We start from the raw sequence: 18,956 nt of genomic DNA, 5'->3' as shown, positions 1-18,956 counted from the left end.
GCGAAATCCTGATCAGAGGCCGATGGCGCGGGTCAGCGCGGCGGTGGTCCGGGCGGCGTCGAAGCGGCGCCAGCGGGCCGCCACGTGCTGGTCGGGGCGGAACAGGTAGGCGGTGCCGGGCTGGGCGTCGTACCGCTCGCGGAAGCGGCCCTTGCAGTCCACCGCGGTGCCGGGGGCGCCGGTGCGGCGGTCGGTGACCACGATCCACGTCACCGGGATGCGTCCGCGGGTCTGCTGGTCCATGGCGTCCGCCACGTCGGCCGGCACCGGGTCGGACCCGGCGTAGTAGACACCGACGAAGCTGCCGCCCAGCCGATCGATCAGCCAGCCGGCGTCGCCGTCGGCGAACTCCAGCGGCGCGTCGGTGGCCGGCGCGCCCGGCACCATGGCGCCCTGGAAAACGTCCTCGTCCGGCGTGTTGAGGCGGCTGTCGGTGTAGGTGGTCGGCGTGGAGAGCCGGCCGCTGTTGACCAGCGAGCGGGCGAAGGGCTGCGTCGCCGCCAGCTCCAGCGCCGCGTCGCGGAAGGTGCGGCTGACCTCGCTCTTCGGCGTGATGAAGTCGGTGGAGCGGGTGGAGTTCAGCAGATTCTCCTTGGCGGCGGCGACGCGCTCGTCGGAATAGGTGTCGAGCAGGCTGTCCGGCGCCACGCCGTCCATGACCAGTTTGAGCTTCCAGACGAGGTTGTCGGTGTCCGGCACGCCGGAGTTGGCACCGCGCGCGCCGAACGGCGAGACCTGATGCGCCGCGTCGCCGGCGAAGAACACGCGGCCGTGGCGGAAGTTCTCCAGGCGGCGGCACTGGAAGGTGTAGACGGAGACCCACTCCAGATCGAACTCGGTCTTCTCGCCCAGCATGGCCTTCAGGCGGGGGATGACGCGCTCGGGCTTCTTCTCCTCCTCGGGATCGGCGTTCCAGCCCAGCTGGAAGTCGATGCGCCAGACGTTGTCGGCCTGCATGTGCAGCAGCGTCGACTGCTTCGGGTGGAAGGGCGGGTCGAACCAGAACCAGCGCTCGGCCGGGAAGTCGGCCTTCATCACCACGTCGGCGATCAGGAAGCGGTCCTGGAACACCTGCCCGACGAAGTCCAGGCCCAGCATCTTGCGGATCGAACTCTTGGCGCCGTCGCAGGCGATCAGCCAGTCGGCCTCCAACTGGTAGACGCCGTCCGGCGTCTCGGCCTGGACCACCACGCGGCCGTCCTCGTCCTTGACGCTCAACGCCTTGGTCTTCCAGCGGATGTCGACCAGCCCGGTCTTCATCGCGTCGTCGATCAGGTACTCCTCCAGATAGTATTGCTGGAGGTTGATGAAGGCGGGAATCTTGTGGTCCGGCTCCGGCAGCAGGTCGAACTGGTAGACCTGGGAGTCGCCGTGGAAGACCTTGCCCACCTTCCACACCACGCCCTTGTCGATCATCCGCTTCGACGAGCCGAGGCGGTTCCACACCTCCAGCGCGCGCTTGGCGTAGCACACGGCGCGGCTGCCGATGGACACGGTGTCGTCGTCGTCGAGCACCACCACCGGCACGCCGCGCCGGGCGAAGTCCAGCGCCGCGGTCAGGCCGATCGGGCCGGCGCCGACGATGACCACCGGATGCCGCTTCACCGTGCCGGTGCGCTGCTCCTCCGATGGCCGGTAGGGAAAGGTGGGGTATTGGTAGGTGGACAGCATGGCGTTCCCTCAGGATGTTTGTTTTGAACTTTTCTCGGACAGCCGGCGCATTCCCTTTCCGTCATCCCCGCCTTCGCGGGGATGACGGAAAGGGGAGGTTCAGGCCAGTCCTTTCATTCGCGATAGTTTCATTCGCAATTATATAGGCCGAAGAAAGCCCTGCCGCGCAAACGGCGGGGCCGGTTCCTCAGGCCTTCGGCCGCAGGTCGCGCACGCGCTTGGCCTTGCCCTGCGAGCGCTCGATGGTGCCGGGATCGACCACCTCGACGGCGGTTGAGATGCCGATGAAGGACTTGATGTGGTGGCGGAGATCCTTGGCCTGCTCGGCGCGCCCGCGGCCGTGGCTGGTCGGGGCGGTCTCGACGCGCACCGCCAGCTCGTCCATGTAGCCGTCGCGGGTCACCACCAGCTCGTAGTGCGGGGCCAGCGTCGGGTCCTTGCAGATGATCTCCTCGATCTGCGTCGGGAAGACGTTGACGCCGCGGATGATGAGCATGTCGTCGGAGCGGCCGGTGATCTTGTCGATGCGCCGCATGCTGCGCGCCGTCGGCGGCAGCAGCCGCGTCAGGTCGCGCGTGCGGTAGCGGATCATCGGCAGCCCCTCCTTGGTGAGCGTGGTGAACACCAGCTCGCCGTACTCGCCGTCCGGCAGCACCGCGCCGGTGAGGGGGTCGATGATCTCCGGGTAGAAGTGGTCCTCCCAGATCACCGGGCCGTCCTTGGTCTCGACGCATTCGTTGGCGACGCCGGGGCCCATGATCTCGGACAGGCCGTAGATGTCCACCGCGTCGATGCCGAAGCGGCGCTCGATCTCGCCGCGCATGGCGTTGGTCCACGGCTCGGCGCCGAAGATGCCGATGCGCAGCGCCGTTTCCCAGGGGCGCAGGCCCTGCCGTTCCATCTCCTCGGCGATGTTCAGCATGTAGGACGGCGTCACCATGATGATGTCCGGCTGGAAGTCGCGGATCAGCTGGACCTGCTTCTCCGTCTGCCCGCCGGACATGGGGATGACCGTGCAGCCCAGCCGCTCGGCGCCGTAGTGCGCGCCCAGGCCGCCGGTGAACAGGCCGTAGCCGTAGGCGATGTGCACCTTGTCGCCGCGCCGGCCTCCGGCCGCGCGGATCGAGCGGGCGACCAGCCCGGCCCACATGTCGATGTCGTTCTGGGTGTAGCCGACCACCGTCGGCCGTCCGGTGGTGCCGGAGGAGGCGTGGATGCGCACGATCTCGGTCAGCGGCACGGCGAACATGCCGTAGGGGTAGGTCTGCCGCAGGTCGTCCTTCACGGTGAAGGGGAACAGCGCCAGGTCCTTCATCTCCTTCAGGTCGCCGGGATGCACGCCGGCCTTCTGGCACTTGGCGCGGTAGTGCGGGACGTTGGCGTAGGTGTGCTGGATCGACCACTTCAGCCTTGAGAGCTGCATCGCCGTGATCTCGTCGCGGCTGGCGGTCTCGTAGTGGTCGAGCTCATGCCGGAGCGGCGTGTTGAGCATGTACATGGCGTTCCTCCCACAGAATGCCGTCTTTATCGTTGCGAGCGCGCGCCCCTTTTGCGGGGTTCTCAGACGCGCTCGATCAGCATGGCGATGCCCTGGCCCACGCCGATGCACATGGTGCACAGGGCGAGCTTGGCTTGTCTATCACACAATTCGTATATGGATGTTCCGACCAACCGCGCACCGCTGGCCCCCAGCGGATGGCCGAGCGCGATGGCGCCGCCGTTCGGGTTGACGTGCTCCGCGTCGTCCGGCAGCCCCAGCTCGCGCAGCACCGCGAGGCCCTGGGCGGCGAACGCCTCGTTCAGCTCGATCACGTCGATCCGGGACAGCGCGATGCCCGTGCGCTCCAGCAGCTTTTTCGTGGCCGGGGCCGGGCCGATGCCCATGATCCGCGGTGGCACGCCGGCCACCGCCATGCCGACCACGCGGGCGCGCGGCGTGAGGCCGTAGCGGCGCACCGCCGCCTCCGACGCCACCAGCAGGGCCGCCGAACCGTCATTGACGCCCGACGCGTTGCCGGCGGTGACCGTGCCGTCCGGGCGGACGATGGGCTTCAGCTTGGCCAGCATCTCCAGCGTGGTGTCGGCGCGCGGGTGCTCGTCGCGGTCGACAATGGTGTCGCCCTTGCGCCCCTTGACGGTGACCGGGACGATCTCCCGGGCGAAGCGGCCGGCTTCCTGGGCACGCGCCGTGCGCTGCTGGCTGCGCAGGGCGAAGGCGTCCTGGTCGGCGCGGCTGACGCCGAAGTCCTGCGCGACGTTCTCCGCCGTCTCGGGCATGGAGTCGATGCCGTGCAGCTCCTTCATGCGCCTGTTCACGAAGCGCCAGCCGATGGTGGTGTCGTACACCGCGTTGTCGCGGCTGAACGGGCCTTCCGCCTTCGGCATGACGAAGGGGGCGCGGGTCATGCTCTCGACGCCGCCGGCGATGACCAGATCGGCCTCGCCGGCCTTGATGGCGCGCGCGGCGATGCCCACCGCGTCCATGCCCGACCCGCACAGGCGGTTCACGGTGGTGCCCGGCACGTCCACCGGCAGCCCGGCCAGCAGCGCCGCCATGCGGGCGACGTTGCGGTTGTCCTCGCCGGCCTGGTTGGCGCAGCCGTAGACCACGTCGTCCACCGCCGCCCAATCCACCCCCGGGTTGCGCTCCATCAGCGCCTTGATCGGCACGGCGGCCAGCTCGTCGGCGCGCACCGCCGACAGGGCGCCGGCGTAGCGGCCGATGGGGGTGCGGATCGCGTCGCAGAGATAGGCTTCGGTCATGGCTCTCACTCCGGCAGCGCGACGACCGCGCCCTTCACGGTGGCCGACATGCCGCGGAAGATCCCCACGGTCGCGCCGTCCTGGTTGGTGACGATGCAGTCGTAGACGCCGTTGCGGCCCTTGCGGTGCACCTCGCGGCACTCGGCCGTCAGCGTGTCGCCGAGCCGGCCGGGCGCCGGGTAGCTGATGTGGCACGACGCGGCGACGGTCGCCTCGTTGTTGGCGTTGCAGGCGTAGGCGAAGGCGGTGTCGGCCAGGGTGAAGGTCATGCCGCCGTGGCAGGTGTGGTGGCCGTTCACCATGTCCTTGCGCACGGTCATGCTCATGCGGGCATAGCCCGGCGCGATCTCCAGCAGCTCGATGCCGTGCGCGTGGGCGCAGTAGTCGCGCTCGTACATGCCGCGGCCGACGGCGTCGGCGATGTGCTGCGGCGAGTGGTCAGCCATGGAATCCCGTTCCTCCAAAATCTTTCTTGGCCCAGACTTTGCGGCGGATCAGCGCCGATGTGCGGTAGCGGTCCTCGCCGTAGGTGGAGGCCAGCGCGTCGAGCACCGCGGCGACGCGGCCGATCCCGATGCGCCCGGCCCAGGCGAGCGGACCCAGCGGGTAGTTGACGCCCTTGGTCATGGCGGTATCGACGTCGGCGGCGCTGGCGACGCCGTGCAGCACGGCGTCCGCCGCCTCGTTGGCGAGCATGGCGACGGTGCGCATGACCACGAGCCCCGGCGCGTCGTCCAGCACCGACACCGTCTTGCCAAGCGACTGGAGATAGCCGACGGCCGTCCGCAGCGCGTCGGGCGAGGCCTGGTCGGCCGCGGCGACGGCGAGGCGCGGCGCCGTGGCGTAATCGAGGGCCAGATCGAACAGCACGAGGTCGGCGATGCCCTCCTCGGCGGCCCGCCGGGTGGCGCTGCGGCCGTCGGTCAGCGCCAGCGTGACGCCGTCCACCACCAGCCGGCCGGACGCCAGCTCGCCCTCGATCCGCCGCGGGGCGGGGCCGGGTTCGGCGGTGTGGGGCTGGGGCAGCTCGGGGTCGGGGGCGTAGCGGTAGAAGCCCTGCCCGGTCTTGCGGCCGAGCCGCCCGGCCTCCACCAGCTCCTGCTGGACCAGCGAGGGCTGGAAGCGCGGGTCGCCGAAATAGGCGCGGTGCACCGAACTGGTCACCGCGAAGTTCACGTCGTGGCCGATCAGGTCCATCAGCTCGAACGGCCCCATGCGGAAGCCGCCGGACTCGCGCATCACAGCGTCGAGCGTCGCCGGGCTGCCGGCGCCCTCCTGGAGGAGGCGCAGCGCCTCGGCGTAGAAGGGGCGGGCGACGCGGTTGACGATGAAGCCGGGCGTCGAGCGCGCGTGCACCGGCGCCTTGCCCCAGGCCTTCGCGGTGTCGAACAGCGTCTCGGCCACGGCGGGATCGGTGGCGACGCCGCGGATCACCTCCACCAGCGCCATCAGCGGCGCCGGGTTGAAGAAATGCATCCCCGCGAAGCGCTCCGGCCGCTCCAGGGCCGCCGCGATGGCGGTGATGGGCAGCGACGACGTGTTGCTGGCGAGGATCGCGTCGGGGCGGACGACCGCCTCCACCTCCTTGAACACCGCCTGCTTGACGGCGAGATCCTCGACGATGGCCTCGACCACCAGCGCGGCGTCGCCGAGCTCCGCCGCGCCGGAGACCGGCGTCAGGCGCGCCACGACGGCGTCGCGCTCGCCGGCCGCCAGCTTGCCCTTCTCCACCAGCTTGCCCAGAGCGCGGGCGATGCCCTGCACGGCCGCCGCGGCGGCGCCAGGGCGGCTGTCGAGCAGCAGCACCGGGTGCCCGGCCTGTGCCGCCACTTGGGCGATGCCCTGTCCCATGGCGCCGCAGCCGATCACGGCCACCGGCGCCGAACGGTCGAGCGCGGCCATCAGCGCCCCTCGAAGTTCGGCGCGCGCTTGGCGACGAAGGCGGCGACGCCCTCCCGGTAATCGTGGCTGCGCCCGGCCTCGCGCTGCAAATCGCGCTCCAGGTCGAGCTGCTGGTCCAGCGTGTTGGTCGCCGACTCCCGGATCGCCTTCTTGATGAAGGCGAGGCCCTTGGTCGGCTGCGTCGCCAGATGGCGGGCGAGCTTGCTCGCCTCGTCCATCAGCGCGGCGTCGTCCACCGCCTTCCAGATCATGCCCCAGGCCTCGGCCTGTTCGGCGCCGATCTTGTCGCCGAGCATGGCGAGCGCCATGGCGCGCGCGGTGCCGACGAGGCGCGGCAGGATCCAGGTGCCGCCCGAATCCGGCACCAGCCCGATCTTGCAGAACGCCTGGATGAAACTGGCCGAGCGCCCCGCCAGCACGATGTCGCAGGCGAAGGCGAGGTTGGCGCCCGCCCCGGCGGCGACGCCGTTCACCGCGCAGACCACCGGCATCGGCAGATCGCGCAGCGCGCGGACCAGCGGGTTGTAATTGGATTCGAGCGACTGGCCGAGATCCGGCGTCTCCGCTCCCGGCGCCACCGCGCGGTCGGACAGATCCTGCCCGGCGCAGAAGCCGCGGCCGGCACCCGTCAGCAGCAGGCAGCGCACCGAGGGATTGGCGCGGATCGCCGCCAGCGCGTCGCGCAGCTCGGCGTGCATCTCGCTGGTGAAACTGTTCAGCCGGTCGGGCCGGTTCAGCGTCAGGGTGGCGACACCGTCGCCCACCTCCAGCCGGATCGTGGCGTAGGTCATAGCGTTTCCAATCCCCATAGGCGCCGCTTTTGTGCGGCTTTCTTGGTCCGGAAGGCGGTGCGGCCGCCCTTCAATGAGATACAGTTTATCGCTTGTATCACAAAATTCCGTATCGCAAAAAGCGGATTTTCGTATAGGGTGGCGCGACCGGTGCGGACCACCACCTGCGGCGCCATGGCGGACATCCTGATCATCGTTGGAACGGAAGGCGGAAACGCCCGCTTCGCGGCGGAAGCGGCGGGCGAGGCGCTGTCCACCAAAAGACACGCTGTCGAGCTGACTTTCGGGTCGGAGCGTATCGCGAACACGCTCGACCGGTCCCGGCCGCTGCTGGTCTGCACCTCCACCTACGGCTACGGCGACCTGCCGGAGAATCTGGCGCCCTTCGTGCGCCGCGTCGGCGTGCTGCGGCCGGACCTGCGCGGGCTGCCCTACGGGGTGATCGCGCTCGGTGATCGCACCTACACGGAGACCTTCTGCATGGCTGGGCGGCGCGTCGACGCGCTGCTGGCCGAACTGGGCGGCCGGCGGCTCGGCCCCCGGCTGGAGATCGACACCTGCGCCGACCCGCTGCCCGACACGGCGGCGCAGGCGTGGGCGAGCGAATGGGCGTCGCTGCTCGACGCCGAACAACAACGAACGCACCTGTGTGGAGGAAAAGATGACGCCCCAAGAGCTTTTTGAGCGGCACCGCGCGACGCTGGAGCAGGCGGTCGCCACCGCCCGCTCGCGCGGCTACTGGTCGCCGTTCCCGGAGATGCCGAGCCCGCGCGCCTACGGCGAGACCGCCGCGGCGGACGGCGAGGTCGCCTACAAGGCGCGCCTCGACGCGCCGTTCGCGCTGCCCGGCCAGCCGGCGGGGAAGGGCGCGGTGGGCGGCGAGCGCTCGCCCTTCGGCCCGGTGCTCGGCGTCACCTATCCGGAGGTCGACATCGACGCGGTGCTGGCGGCGGCGAAGGCCGCCATGCCGGCGTGGCGCAAGGCCGGGCCGGACGGCCGCGCCGGCGTCTGCCTGGAGATCCTCACCCGCCTCAACCGCCGCTCGTTCGAGATCGCGCACGCGGTGATGCACACCACCGGGCAGGCCTTCATGATGGCCTTCCAGGCCGGCGGCCCGCACGCCCAGGACCGCGGCCTGGAGGCCGTCGCCTACGGCTGGAAGGCGATGACCGACCAGGTGCCCGCCGCCCGCTGGGAGAAGCCGCAGGGCAAGAACCTGCCGCTGGTCATGGACAAGCGCTTCGAGGTCGCCGGCCGCGGCGTCGCCCTGATGATCGGCTGCGCGACGTTCCCGACCTGGAACGGCTACCCCGGCCTGTTCGCCAGCCTCGTCACCGGCAACGCCGTGGTGGTCAAGCCGCACCCCGCCGCCATCCTGCCGCTCGCCATCACCGTGGAGATCGCCCGCGACGTGCTGCGCGAGGCCGGCTTCGACCCGAATCTCGTCACCCTGGTCGCCGACCGCGCCGAGGCGCCCGTCACCAAGGACCTGGCGCTGCGCCCGGAGATCGCGCTGATCGACTTCACCGGCTCGTCGGAGTTCGGCAACTGGCTGGAGGAGAACGCCCGCAACGCCCAGGTCTTCACCGAGAAGGCCGGCGTCAACACCGTGATCATCGATTCCACCGACGACCCGAAGGGCATGGTGCGCAATCTGGCGTTCTCGCTCAGCCTCTATTCCGGCCAGATGTGCACGACGCCGCAGGTGATCTTCGTGCCGAAGGACGGCATCCAGGCCGGTGCTGCCCGCATGTCGTTCGACGAGGTGGCGCAGGCGCTGGCCGGCGGGGTGGACAAGTTCCTCTCCGACCCCGAACGCGCGGTCGAGGTGCTGGGCGCCATCCAGTCCGACGCCACGCTGAAGCGGCTGGAGGACGCGGCATCCCTCGGCCCGGTGGCGCTGGCGTCGAAGGCGATCGCGCACCCCGCCTATCCGGAGGCGCGCGTGCGCACGCCGCTGCTGCTGGTGCTCGACGCCAAGGACGAGGCGGTGTACGGGCGCGAGCTGTTCGGCCCGATCGCCATGCTGGTCAAGGTGGACAGCACCGCCGACGCGCTCGCCCGCGCCGCCGCGCTGGTGAAGGGCAAGGGGGCGCTCACCGCCGCGCTGTACTCCAGCGACCCGGCGGTGATCGCGGCGGCCGAGGACGCCTTCGTCGACGCCGGCGTGGCGCTGTCGGTGAACCTGACGGGTGGCGTGTTCGTCAACCAGTCGGCGGCGTTCAGCGACTTCCACGGCACCGGCGCCAACCCGGCCTGCAACGCCGCGCTGTGCGATCTGGCCTTCGTTGCCAACCGCTTCCGCGTCGTGCAGAGTCGCGTCCCGGCCCCGGTCCCGGCGGCCGCCGCGTAAGGGAGCCATCATGCCCAACGGCCTGCGCCCGCGCGTCTACGCCATCGACGGCGTGACGCCGGTCATCGACCCCACCGCCTTCGTCCACCCCTCGGCCGTGCTGATCGGCGACGTGGTGGTGGGGCCGCGCTGCTACGTCGGCCCCTGCGCCAGCCTGCGCGGCGACTTCGGCCGCATCGTGCTGGAGGAGGGCGCCAACGTGCAGGACAACTGCACCGCGCACGCCTTCCCGCAGCTCGACGTGATCGTCCGGGTGAACGGCCACGTCGGGCACGGCGCGGTGCTGCACGGCTGCGTGGTGGAGCGCAACGCGCTGGTCGGCATGAACGCCGTGGTGATGGACGGGGCGGTGATCGGCGAGTCGGCCATCGTCGCCGCCTGCACCTTCGTCAAGGCCGGCTTCCAGGTGCCGCCGCGCACCCTGGTGGCCGGCACCCCGGCGAAGCTGCTGCGCGACCTGTCCGATGACGAGATCGCCTGGAAGGCGGAGGGGACGCGCGAGTACCAGCGCCTGACCCTGCGGTCGCTGGCCACCATGGTGGAGTGCGACCCGCTGGAGGCGCCGGAGCCGGACCGCGGCCGCGTGGACGCGGGCGTGGTGGAGCCTCTGCACAAGGTGAAGGGGCGATAGCGTATAAGCCCTCCCCCGCCTCCGGCGGGAGAGGGGTGGGTGGGGGCTACCGCGTATCAGGCAGGCCGCTGCCCCCACCCTGACTCTCCCCCAGCGGGGCTGGGGGAGGCGATGATGCCAAAATGTCCGCCTGGACCTGCAGCTTCGCCAGCAACCGGTCGAGCATCGCCGCCTCGGCCGGGTCCAGCACGCTGGTGATGCGCGTCTCGTAAGCCAGCGCCAGCGGCGCGATCTCCGTGTAGATGGCCAAGCCCCGCGCGGTCAGCGTCAGGTCGGCGCGGCGACGGTCGCGATCGCCGGTCTCGCGCAGGATCAGGCCGGATTCCAGCATGCGGCTGATGGCGCGGCTGACCTGCACCCGCTCCATCGCCGTGGCGGCGGCCACCTCGCCGGCGCTCATGGTGCGGCCGGAGCCGAGCACGGCGATCACCCGCCATTCCGGGATGGTGATCCCGAACCGCGTCTCGTACAGCCGCGCCACCGTGTGGCTGATCGTGTTGGACAGCACCGACAGCCGGTAGGGCAGAAAGCGCGCGAGATTGAGGTCGGACGTCGTCATGCCGGCCATCGTGCCCGGGATTTTTCCGTTTGCAATTGTTTCAGATGAAACTATCTTGACCGCAGGCTCAGGCCATAACGATACAAAATGGGAGAAGCGCCATGAAGAATTGGATCGGGTTCCCGCGGGTGGAGGGCGTGGCGACGCGTCAGGCGCACGTCGCCCTGCCGCCGGGCACCTATGAGCGCGAGGTGGGGCGCGAGGGGTTCTTCGGCCCGGCCACGCAGATCCACCACACCCACCCGCCGACCGCGTGGGAGAGCTGGGAGGGCGACCTGCGCCCGCGCGCGTTCGACACCGTGAAGGCGGCCGAGATGCAGGCCAGCCCGTTCGACGCCTACCGGCTGTTCGGCAACGGCGCCACGCAGGTGCGGTTCTGGCGCTTCAAGGGCAAGATGGACCATCTGGTCCGCAACGCCGACGGCGACGAGCTGCTGTTCTTCCACCAGGGCGGCGGCCACCTCTATTGCGACTACGGCCACATGGAGGTGCATGAGGGCGACTACGTGATCCTGCCGCGCTCCACCGCGTGGCGGCTGGAAAGCGATACGCCGGTCGGCGTCCTGATGATCGAGGCGACGAACGACGCCTACCAGTTGCCCTACAAGGGCCTCGTCGGCAACCACGCCATCTTCGACGAGGCGATGCTGGAGGCACCGCGCATCGACGACGCCTTCAACGCCCAGAAGGGCGAGCAGCGCACCACCATCCGCATCAAGCGCAACGACCGCCTGTCGGCCGTCACCTTCCCGTTCAACCCGCTGGACGCGGTGGGCTGGCACGGCAACCTCGCCCCGGTGCGGCTGAACTGGCGCGACATCCGCCCGCTGATGAGCCACCGCTACCACCTGCCGCCCAGCGCGCACTGCACCTGGGTGTCCAGCCGCTTCATCATCTGCACCTTCGTGCCGCGGCCCATCGAGTCCGATCCCGAGGCGCTGAAGCTGCCCTACTACCACTCCAACGACGACTACGACGAGGTGCTGTTCTACCACCGCGGCCAGTTCTTCTCGCGCGACAACATCCACCCCGGCATGATCACGTATCACCCCGCCGGCTTCCCGCACGGCCCGCACCCGAAGGCCTTCGAGGTCGCGCAGAAGTACGAGCGCAAGGAGACCGACGAGGTTGCGGTGATGCTCGACACCCGCGACCCGCTGACGGTCCTGGGGGACTTGGAGAAGGTCGAGTGGGCGGGCTACGTCGATTCCTGGAAGGCGAAGCCGTGAAGCTGGCGACGCTGAAGCGGGGCGGGCGCGACGGCACTCTGGTCGTCGTGTCCCGCGACCTCGCCCGCTGCCGCGCGGTGCCGGAGATCTCCGGCACCCTGCAGCAGGCCCTGGACGACTGGACCGAGGCCGCCCCGCGGCTGGAGGCGGTCTACCGCGCGCTCAACGCCAGCGAGGCGTACGGACACCCCTTCGACCAGGGGGCCTGCGCCTCGCCGCTGCCGCGCGCCTACCAGTGGTGCGACGGCTCGGCCTACGTCAACCACGTGGAGCTGGTGCGCAAGGCGCGCGGCGCCGAGATGCCCGCGAGCTTCTGGACCGACCCGTTGATGTACCAGGGCGGCTCCGACAGCTTCCTCGGTCCCCGCGACCCGATCCCGGCGGGCAGCGAGGACTGGGGCATCGACTTCGAAGCGGAGGTGGCGGTCGTCACCGGCGACGTGCCGATGGGCGTGCCGGCGGAGCGTGCCGGCCCGTACATCCGGCTGCTGATGCTGGTCAACGACGTCAGCTTGCGCAACCTGATCCCGGCGGAGCTGGGGAAGGGGTTCGGCTTCTTCCAGTCCAAGCCGTCCTCGGCGTTCTCGCCGGTGGCGGTGACGCCGGACGAGCTGGGCGACGCCTGGGACGGCGCGCGGGTGCACCGGCCGTTGCGCAGCGCGCTGAACGGCGCTCTGTTCGGCACGCCGGACGCCGGCGTCGACATGACCTTCGGCTTCCCGCAGCTGATCGCGCACGCGGCGAAGACCCGCCCGCTGGCGGCGGGCAGCATCGTCGGCTCCGGCACCGTGTCCAACAAGCTGGACGGCGGGCCGGGCAAGCCGGTCGGGCAGGGCGGGGTCGGCTACTCCTGCATCGCTGAGATCCGCATGATCGAGACCATCCAGGCGGGCCGGCCCGCCACTCCCTTCCTGCGCTTCGGCGACCGCGTCCGCATCGAGATGCCGGACGCCGACGGCCGCAGCATCTTCGGCGCCATCGAGCAGGAGGTGGTGCGTCACAGTCCGGAGGCCCCAGTCATGGAGAACCGGGCATGACCGACGCCGTCGCCGTCATCAAGACCGAGCACCGCAACCTGATGCGGGTCGTCAACACCTTCGACGCCGTCCTGCGCGGCGTGGAGTCCGGCCGCGCGCCGGACTTCGCGCTGCTGGACGCCATCGTGGACTATCTGCGCACCTTCACCGACCAGCACCACCACCCGAAGGAGGACCGTTTCCTGTTCGCGTCCCTGCGCGAGCGCAGCGCCGACGCGCACGCCATCCTCGACGAGCTGGAGGCCGAGCACGACCAGTGCTACGCCGCCACCGCCGGGCTGGCGACGGCGCTGGAGGCCTACAAGTCCGGCGCCCCCGGCGGCCGCGAGGCGTTCGCCGAAGCGGCCAAGGCCTACCGGCACCTGCAGCTGCGGCACCTGCAGAAAGAGGAGGGCGTCGTCATCCCGATGGCCCGCGAGGCGCTGGCTCCCGAGGACTGGGAGCGCATCAACGCCGCCTTCGCCGACAACAAGGACCCGCTGTTCAGCCCGGAGGCGCAGGAGGACGCGCGGTCGCTGTACTCGCGCATCGTGAACCTGGCTCCGGCGCCGTGGGGGTTGGCGGACGCGTAGTCCCGAAGGCCGTGGCGACGCGGGCAACATTCACACGGATTTTGGGGATTTCGACACGGATTACACGGATTTTCTTTTCTTCGTGCTGCGCGGTCGTTATTCGGAAACAGGAAGCTCTGCACGATCAAAAAAAATCCGTGTAATCCGTGCCTCAATCCGTGCAATCCGTGTGAATGGTTGCCAGCGACTCTTCGGCTCCCCGCAAAAAGAAATGACGCCGTAAGCGAAAGCCCACGGCGTCGAGGTCAGCGGAACGGGAGAGAGCTATGCAACAGCGGTCAGGCGGTCGGCCGAGGGATACTCGGGCTGCTGCTGGGCGAAATAGCCTTCGGTGTGGATCAATTCGTCCTTGGCACCCAAAGCCTTGGCGGCCTTGACGCAGTCCTCGACGAACTCCGGACTGCCGGCGATGAAGACGCTGTGCTGCGACAGGTCGGTGAACAGCGACGGCAGCACCGCCGGAATCCGCCCGCACAGGCCGCCGTGCGTCTCACGGGTCAGCGTCGCCTTGTATTCGAAGTTGCGGTGCTTCTGCTGCCAGTAGGCCATCATGCCCTGCTCGTACAGGTCGGCCTTCTCGCGCGCCGAGAACAGCAGGGTGACCGGCAGGCGGTAGCCGCGGCGCAGCGCCGCGTCGGCCAGCGCCAGGATCGGCGCCAGGCCCGAGCCCGCGGCCATGCACAGCACCGGCGTCTCCACCGAGGGATCGCCGATGAAGGTGCCGTACGGCCCGTTCAGCGACACCACGTCGCCGGCCTTCAGCGTGTCGTGCACCCAGGAGCTGGTCGAACCGCCGTCGACGCGGGTGATGTGCAGCGCGATCTCACCGTCCGGGCGCGGGGCGTTGGCGATGGAGTAGCAGCGCGGCGGGGCGCCCGCGCGCTCATCGCCCAACTGGACGTACTGGCCGGGCCAGTAGCGCAGCGGCGTGCCGAGCGGGCGCAGCAGCAGTTCGACGATGCGCGGCGTGCGCGGGATGCGGTCGGTGACGACGTACAGCACGTTCTCGCGCGGCGGGAACAGCTTCGGCCGGGCGTCGGCGGTGCCCCACTCGATGATCAGTTCCTCGCTGATCGGCTTGGCCATGCACATCAGGCCGTAGCCGTCCTTCCGCTCGGCCTGGGACAGCGCCATGTCGAGCACCATGCCCTGGTCGAACTGGCCAGAGAGGACCTTCACCTTGCATTCGCCGCACGCGCCGGCGCGGCAGTTGTTGGGAAGCGCGTAGCCGGCCTTCTCCAGGGCCGAGAGCACGGTATCGCCTTCCTGGCACTCGACCTCGCGGCCCGAGGGATGCATGCGGATGCGGCTCACGGGACGAACTCCCCCACTTGTGACGTGCAGCGGACAAAGGCGGGCGGCGGGTGGTGCCCGCCGCCCCAGTTCAGCGGGACGCGCCCCTGGCGCCCGCCGCGGGCGGACGCCAGGGCTCGCAGCATCATCCTCAGAACACGGGGATGATCTCGTCCATGTCGATGTCCCGGATCTCCTCGCCGGTGATGCCGACCTCGGGGATGGCCGGGAAGGGGATCCCGTACTTGTCCAGCACGCCCTTCAGGTTCAGCATGGCGTTGCGCCAGTTCTCCTTCTTCATCTCGTAGGTCGGGATGCCGAAGCCGGCCTTGCGGGCGACCTCCTCGGCCTCGCGCTGCACCGGGATGAAGTCCTCCGGCAGGTCCCAGAAGTCCGCCGGCGGCTCGAACAGCACGGCCGACAGGAACAGGTAGCCGGCGCGGATCTGCTTGGTGATGATCGACTTCTCCTCGGGCGGCAGCTTCGGATAGTCGCGCTCCATCACCGACATGCAGATCGCCATGTGGCGGCCCTCGTCGCGGCCGACGTTCTTGAAGGCGGCCTGGAACACCGGCTCGCGCGACTGCGCGGCCATCTGGTGGAAGATCGTCGCGGCGGCGATCTCGCCCATCAGGAACGAGCTGAACAGCACGGCCAGCGGGTACTTCGGCACCGCCTGCTTGTAGCCGTTCCAGTAGCGGCCGCCGTTGTAGTAGAGCCAGTGCGCGTTGCGGCGCAGCTTCTTGCCCAGCTCGGTCTTCGGCTCGTAGGTCAGCGGGTCCGGGTGCTCCAGCAGCTTGGTGATGGACAGGCCGCAGAGCTGCTCGTGGTTCTGCTCGTCGCGGGTGACCGAGAAGAAGCAGCGGCGGACCGGATCCTCCTCGTGCACCTCGTAGGTCTTGATCAGCGCCTCGGCGAACACCGGCGGGGCGGAGGCGTCGAACACCGACAGCAGCGTCCACCAGTAGGCGATGCACTCGCGCTCCTCCCAGCTGTACTTGGAGGGATCGAAGGTGTCCCACGGCAGCTTGGCCGGATCCCAGTTCTCGCGCTGCGCGGCGGCGTAGATCTCCTCCAGCTTCTTGGTGTGCGAGTGCCAGGACAGCGGATAGACGTTCGGCTGCGGCGTCGGCGGCGGCATGTCCATCGTGTTGGCGAGACGCTCGAAGTCCTTGGCCATGGGGCGTTTTCCTCCTTGGGGATGCGGTGGCCGTGGCGGTGCGGGCCCGGCCTGATTCTTCGGTTTTTCTGGAAGGCGCCGCGGATGGTGGCCCCACGCGGGGGCGGCCGGTCGCCTTGCACGCCCACAAAGTGACGCATTATTTTTGGACTGACAACAGAAAAATGTATCGCTTTAGCGACGCCGCATGGCGCCCGCGCTGACTTTTCAAGATTTTTCAACATGTTAATTTGAGGCAAGGACGCGCGACGACGCTCAAACACGATGCGCATCGGCGCATCGTATCCAGAGAAGCGTATCGATGAAGGGCAAGGAGGGCAGCTGCGACGGCGCCTGTCCGCACCCCCACCCAACCCTCCCCCACTTCGCGGGGGAGGGTTTTGAGGGGCGTGCGACGGAGTCCCCCCGCGCCGTGGGGGAGGGGCAGGGTGGGGGACCGTTGCCGGCGCTTATCCGGCCATGCGCCCCTGTTCCTCGCCCAGACCACCGAATCGGTCGAGGAAGGACGGCGCGGCCTCGGGCAGGGGGCCGTCGGCGGTGGTCAGGCCGTTCATGACGAAGGATTCGGACGGCCCGAGGATCAGCCGGTAGATGTTGCGCGTCAGCATGCGCGACGCCTGCCCCGGCCAGTCGTGCGGCAGCAGATCGGGCGGCAGCAGCGGGTCGCGCAGCAGGATTCGCCGGAAGTCGTGGATCATCAGGGTGCGCAGCAGGAAACACTGGCGCGGGTCCAGCTCGTCCGCCCCCTCCAGCGCCTGCCACACCGGACGGAAGCGCGTCAGGAAGCCGGCGTAGTCCGCCTCCAGCCGCTCGATGTCCCAGCAGTCGCGCACCAGCTCGCGCATGGCGCCGAAACCGCCGGAGCGGTCGTGCTCGGCGCGCATCACCACCACCTTGTCGGCGACGCCCAGCTCGCGCAGCAGGCGGTGCAGGGCGGCCTCGTCGTAGGCGGGGTGGGTCAGCACGTTCGGCGCCACCGCGCCGAAGCCCAGCCACGCCAGCTCGCTGCGCAGCTTTTCGCGCAGCTCCGGCCCGATGGAGGGCTGGCCGATCAGCACCATGTGCCAGCCGCGGTCCCAATAGCGCACCAGCGGCGCGTAGATGCGCCGCTCGGCCGCCGCGAATCGCTCGCGCCCGCTCTCGGTCACCCGGTAGAAGCTGCGCCGGCCGATCTGCGTGTTGGTCAGCCAGTCGTCCTTGCCCAGCCGGAACACCGAGGTGCGCACGATGCGCTCGCTCATGTCGAAGTGGGCCATCAGGTCGATCAGGCTTCCGAGCCAGGCCGAGCCGCCGTGCGGCAGGATGGCGTCGCCATACACCGTGATGATCAGCGACTTGGCGCGCGGCGCGATGGCCTGCAGCAGGTTGGCAACGAGATCCTCGGTGCGGCGGGGACGGGCCATGGCGGTCTACCGATGTGGGCGTGGACTGGAGAAACAGCCGCTTCAGCGTTTCGACACAAGCATGTAACGCATGCGGCGCCCCCGTGGCCAGTGGCGAGGCGCCGCCCTTCTCCGAAAAACCGTTTGACACGCCAAAATATGATACATTACGGTTCATCAAAATAGAATTTGTGTGTCACATAATGCCGCGCCCCAGGGTCGCGGCTTGACACGCCGGAGGAAACGACAAGAGGGGGAACGCCATGTCCAGGACATGGAAGACCTACGACAAGGGCGATCCGCTGCCCGAGGCGTACCGCGCCATGCTCATCCATCTGATGTCCTTCCAGGGGGATTCGGAGTACGCGGGCGCCCAGCGCGTGGCGGAGAACATGCGCTTCGCGCCGCGGCCGGAAGAGGCCTACCGCCTGTCCAAGAAGGTCATGGAGGAGATGGGCCACGCCTACTACGTCTGGAACCTGATGCAGGACCTGGGCGTGGACGTGGACGCGCGGCTGGCCGAGCTGGTGCGCAACCCGGAGAATCCCGATGCACGCAAGGTCTGCGTCATCAACGGCTTCCGCCAGGAGAACTGGTCGCGCTGGTTCGACAGCTGGTCGGACGTGGCGCTGTTCTCGGGCGTGGTGACGCCGGCGGCGGTGGCCTTCCTGGGCCAGTACCGCGACTGCTCCTACCTGCCCTGGGCGCGCGTCAACAGCCGCATCCACAAGGAGGAATACGGCCACCTCGCCTTCGGCGTCTGGGCGGCGAAGCGGGTGATCGAGTTCGGCGGCGAGGCCGCGCGCGAGGACCTGCAATCGCGCGTGCCGAAGTTCCTGCGCATGGGCCTGGGCTTCTACGGCCGGCCGTCCACCGGGCCGGACCGCTCGGCCACCTTCGACCAATATTACGATGTCGGCCTGAAGACGAAGCGCCCCGAGGAACTCCAGGCCGAGTACCTGGAACTGCTGGAGGCGCGGTTGAAGGAGATCGGCCTGGAGCTGCCGGCCGGCGTCGAGCCCGACTACGACATGCGCATGAGCTACGACGCCGGCGAGGCGCAACTCACCGCACTCGTCGGCTAGAGGGGAGGGCGCCATGGTTCCGGTCCAGGAATTGCCGAACCGCCTGCTGATCGACGGCCGCGCCGTGCTGGCCCGCTACGGCTACCGTGCCATGGAGGCGATGCCCGACGCCGGTGCCGTCGATTGGGCGGCGCTGTGGGACCAGCTGCGCGGCGACTTCGCCACGCACGACCATCCCGCCGTGCCGCCGCTGGACGCCCTGTCCGGCGAGACCGCCGCCGCCGCCCGCGCCTACATGGTGTGCGGGCTGGACGCCGACCTGAAGCTCGACCGCTGCGAAGCGCTGCACGTCCGCCTGTTCGGCGAGGGCATCGCCACCGGCCTGGTCGAGGAATACGCCGTCGCCCGCGACGCCTACGAGGACGCCGTCGAGGCGTTCGGCGCCGCCGGGGCGCGGCTGTCGCGCCTGCTGTTCAGCCACTGACAACCGGGAGGAACCGACCCTTCACCGGCCTTCGCGTCTCAAAAAAGTTTCGTTTGAAACGATAACAAGAACGACCTATGGGAG

Annotated in this window: 18 protein-coding genes; 8 read left to right on the top strand and 10 right to left on the bottom strand. The window is 69.5% G+C overall.

Features of this window, described 5'->3' with window-relative positions; translation table 11 throughout:
• Nucleotides 1-12 precede the first annotated feature (12 nt).
• The 6 genes from ACRWK7_RS09380 to paaG form a co-directional block, all read right to left on the bottom strand.
• Nucleotides 13-1,671 carry an FAD-dependent oxidoreductase gene (locus tag ACRWK7_RS09380; protein ID WP_431855943.1) on the bottom strand — a complete coding sequence of 553 codons (1,659 nt, stop codon included), beginning with the start codon at nucleotides 1,669-1,671 and terminating at the stop codon, nucleotides 13-15.
• Nucleotides 1,672-1,858: 187 nt separating this feature from the next.
• On the bottom strand, nucleotides 1,859-3,169 hold the full coding sequence (paaK, locus tag ACRWK7_RS09375) for a phenylacetate--CoA ligase PaaK (RefSeq protein WP_431855942.1): 1,311 nt from the start codon (nucleotides 3,167-3,169) through the stop codon (nucleotides 1,859-1,861).
• Nucleotides 3,170-3,231: 62 nt separating this feature from the next.
• On the bottom strand, nucleotides 3,232-4,434 hold the full coding sequence (gene pcaF, locus ACRWK7_RS09370; RefSeq protein ID WP_431855941.1) for a 3-oxoadipyl-CoA thiolase: 1,203 nt from the start codon (nucleotides 4,432-4,434) through the stop codon (nucleotides 3,232-3,234).
• A gap of 5 nt (nucleotides 4,435-4,439) precedes the next feature.
• Nucleotides 4,440-4,880, bottom strand: coding sequence for a hydroxyphenylacetyl-CoA thioesterase PaaI (gene paaI, locus ACRWK7_RS09365; RefSeq protein WP_431855940.1), 441 nt, complete (start codon nucleotides 4,878-4,880; stop codon nucleotides 4,440-4,442).
• On the bottom strand, nucleotides 4,873-6,336 hold the full coding sequence (locus tag ACRWK7_RS09360; RefSeq protein WP_431855939.1) for a 3-hydroxyacyl-CoA dehydrogenase: 1,464 nt from the start codon (nucleotides 6,334-6,336) through the stop codon (nucleotides 4,873-4,875). The genes paaI and ACRWK7_RS09360 overlap by 8 nt, the downstream gene beginning before the upstream one ends.
• On the bottom strand, nucleotides 6,336-7,127 hold the full coding sequence (gene paaG, locus ACRWK7_RS09355) for a 2-(1,2-epoxy-1,2-dihydrophenyl)acetyl-CoA isomerase PaaG (protein ID WP_431855938.1): 792 nt from the start codon (nucleotides 7,125-7,127) through the stop codon (nucleotides 6,336-6,338). The genes ACRWK7_RS09360 and paaG overlap by 1 nt, the downstream gene beginning before the upstream one ends.
• A gap of 150 nt (nucleotides 7,128-7,277) precedes the next feature.
• On the opposite strand from paaG, the gene ACRWK7_RS09350 reads away from it, so the two are divergent.
• From ACRWK7_RS09350 to ACRWK7_RS09340, 3 genes are read left to right on the top strand one after another with little or no spacing between them, the layout of a single operon-like run.
• Nucleotides 7,278-7,811 (top strand): flavodoxin domain-containing protein, encoded by a 534-nt coding sequence (locus ACRWK7_RS09350; protein ID WP_431855937.1) that lies wholly within the window; start codon nucleotides 7,278-7,280, stop codon nucleotides 7,809-7,811.
• The gene (paaN, locus tag ACRWK7_RS09345; protein ID WP_431855936.1) at nucleotides 7,789-9,480 is read left to right on the top strand and encodes a phenylacetic acid degradation protein PaaN; all 1,692 of its coding nucleotides are present in this window, start codon (nucleotides 7,789-7,791) and stop codon (nucleotides 9,478-9,480) included. Before ACRWK7_RS09350 ends, paaN begins: the two co-directional genes overlap by 23 nt.
• Before the next feature lie 10 nt (nucleotides 9,481-9,490).
• Nucleotides 9,491-10,111: a phenylacetic acid degradation protein PaaY gene (locus ACRWK7_RS09340; RefSeq protein ID WP_431855935.1), complete on the top strand. Its 621-nt coding sequence runs from the start codon at nucleotides 9,491-9,493 to the stop codon at nucleotides 10,109-10,111.
• Nucleotides 10,112-10,157: 46 nt separating this feature from the next.
• Here ACRWK7_RS09340 and ACRWK7_RS09335 read toward each other — a convergent pair whose 3' ends face one another.
• Nucleotides 10,158-10,670, bottom strand: coding sequence for a MarR family winged helix-turn-helix transcriptional regulator (locus tag ACRWK7_RS09335; RefSeq protein WP_431855934.1), 513 nt, complete (start codon nucleotides 10,668-10,670; stop codon nucleotides 10,158-10,160).
• 101 nt (nucleotides 10,671-10,771) lie between these two features.
• Between ACRWK7_RS09335 and ACRWK7_RS09330 the strand changes: the two genes are divergently transcribed.
• Genes ACRWK7_RS09330 through ACRWK7_RS09320 form a run of 3 tightly spaced genes read left to right on the top strand, consistent with a single transcriptional unit; the run spans nucleotide 10,772 to nucleotide 13,508 of the window.
• Nucleotides 10,772-11,899, top strand: a complete 1,128-nt coding sequence (locus tag ACRWK7_RS09330; RefSeq protein ID WP_431855933.1) for a homogentisate 1,2-dioxygenase — start codon at nucleotides 10,772-10,774, stop codon at nucleotides 11,897-11,899.
• The gene (locus ACRWK7_RS09325) at nucleotides 11,896-12,936 is read left to right on the top strand and encodes a fumarylacetoacetate hydrolase family protein (protein ID WP_431855932.1); all 1,041 of its coding nucleotides are present in this window, start codon (nucleotides 11,896-11,898) and stop codon (nucleotides 12,934-12,936) included. Before ACRWK7_RS09330 ends, ACRWK7_RS09325 begins: the two co-directional genes overlap by 4 nt.
• Entirely contained in the window at nucleotides 12,933-13,508 is a 576-nt protein-coding gene (locus tag ACRWK7_RS09320; protein ID WP_431855931.1) for a hemerythrin domain-containing protein, read from the top strand. Before ACRWK7_RS09325 ends, ACRWK7_RS09320 begins: the two co-directional genes overlap by 4 nt.
• A 264-nt stretch (nucleotides 13,509-13,772) precedes the next feature.
• Here ACRWK7_RS09320 and ACRWK7_RS09315 read toward each other — a convergent pair whose 3' ends face one another.
• The 3 genes from ACRWK7_RS09315 to paaX all read right to left on the bottom strand — a co-directional run bounded on the left by ACRWK7_RS09315 (nucleotide 13,773) and on the right by paaX (nucleotide 17,384).
• Nucleotides 13,773-14,822, bottom strand: a complete 1,050-nt coding sequence (locus ACRWK7_RS09315) for a 2Fe-2S iron-sulfur cluster-binding protein (RefSeq protein ID WP_431855930.1) — start codon at nucleotides 14,820-14,822, stop codon at nucleotides 13,773-13,775.
• Between the two features lie 130 nt (nucleotides 14,823-14,952).
• The gene (locus ACRWK7_RS09310; protein ID WP_431855929.1) at nucleotides 14,953-15,981 is read right to left on the bottom strand and encodes a hypothetical protein; all 1,029 of its coding nucleotides are present in this window, start codon (nucleotides 15,979-15,981) and stop codon (nucleotides 14,953-14,955) included.
• 449 nt (nucleotides 15,982-16,430) lie between these two features.
• Nucleotides 16,431-17,384: a phenylacetic acid degradation operon negative regulatory protein PaaX gene (gene paaX, locus ACRWK7_RS09305; protein ID WP_431855928.1), complete on the bottom strand. Its 954-nt coding sequence runs from the start codon at nucleotides 17,382-17,384 to the stop codon at nucleotides 16,431-16,433.
• A gap of 242 nt (nucleotides 17,385-17,626) precedes the next feature.
• Between paaX and ACRWK7_RS09300 the strand changes: the two genes are divergently transcribed.
• A complete protein-coding gene (locus ACRWK7_RS09300) occupies nucleotides 17,627-18,448 on the top strand; it encodes a Phenylacetic acid catabolic protein (protein ID WP_431855927.1) in 822 nt (273 codons plus the stop codon).
• A gap of 13 nt (nucleotides 18,449-18,461) precedes the next feature.
• A complete protein-coding gene (locus ACRWK7_RS09295) occupies nucleotides 18,462-18,872 on the top strand; it encodes a hypothetical protein (RefSeq protein ID WP_431855926.1) in 411 nt (136 codons plus the stop codon).
• The last annotated feature ends 84 nt before the right edge of the window (nucleotides 18,873-18,956 follow it).

The sequence above is a fragment of the Azospirillum sp. genome, from assembly GCF_050789165.1.
This window is presented reverse-complemented; position numbering and strand designations above follow the sequence as displayed.